The 950-nt window shown below is 46.2% G+C and carries 2 protein-coding genes; both read right to left on the bottom strand.

The features are described 5' to 3' along the window. The coding region (locus N1032_RS24035; protein ID WP_259542977.1) for a hypothetical protein at positions 1 to 233 on the bottom strand (233 nt) is incomplete at its 3' end. Positions 234 to 239: 6 nt separating this feature from the next. After that, positions 240 to 950 (bottom strand): porin (locus N1032_RS24030; RefSeq protein WP_259542975.1); only part of this gene is annotated, 711 nt, incomplete at its 5' end.

Genomic DNA, 950 nt, shown 5'->3' with positions numbered 1-950 from the left:
CCAGTTGCTTTGGTGAGGTTGAGAGTACCGCCTTTAACCAGATTCAGGGTAGTATCAGTCATAGAATATGCCTTCTTATTGACGAGAGATAAAGGATCAACACGACGGGTCGGTTGATTGGTAGATGCTGTAGCTTTCGCTACATAGTTAGCAGCGTTATTGATAACAGGGATAGATGCCTCTACCCCTGCTTCTACCAATTTACGCGCTTTTAAGATAGCGCTTTCTAGCATATCACCTTACCAGGAGTAAGAAACACCAGATTTAATGATGCGATCGTTAGTCTGACCAACACCCCAGCCTGCATCAACAGCAGCTTTTACGTTCTTATTGAACGTATAAGTCAGACCTGTTTCAACATACTGTTTGCGAACGTCGGTTTTGGTGTCGATATAACCAATGGAAGGACTAACTCCATTCTCAAAGTTATACTGACCGATCACCTCATCATCACGGAAACGCTTATCCGTGGTGAGTTTACCACCGGTATGAGTCGCAGCCAGATACACGTTGTTGGCATTATAGTTCGTGCCTACAGAATATACCTGAGTGTCTTTACCGCTAACAGATTCAACAGTAGAGAACGCTGCGCCTGCACCAACACCGCTGCCATTGATGTTATCAGCTACGATAGATGTGGCATAGCCAGCACCTTCATGAATAGCTTTACCGGACTCAATGGATTTGTGACCGTGACCAGCCAGCTTGTACTGACCAGTAACAGTGACTCCGTTGAAGGTGTTCTTGTACTGCGCTACATTATCAGTACGTTGTAAGAAACCTTGATCTGGAGCTGCGGTGTAACCAGACAACACTTCTGGAGCTACGTCAGACATACCGGAGACATTGTAGATTGCCCCCATCTGACGACCAAAAGTCAAAGCGCCTTTGTCTTTGCCATCGAAACCAGCCCATGCTTGGCGATTACGAAGTTGGTGACGTTGACCGTG

The sequence above is a fragment of the Herbiconiux daphne genome (assembly GCF_024979295.1).
Classification (GTDB): Bacteria; Actinomycetota; Actinomycetes; order Actinomycetales; family Microbacteriaceae; genus Herbiconiux; species Herbiconiux daphnes.
This window is presented reverse-complemented; position numbering and strand designations above follow the sequence as displayed.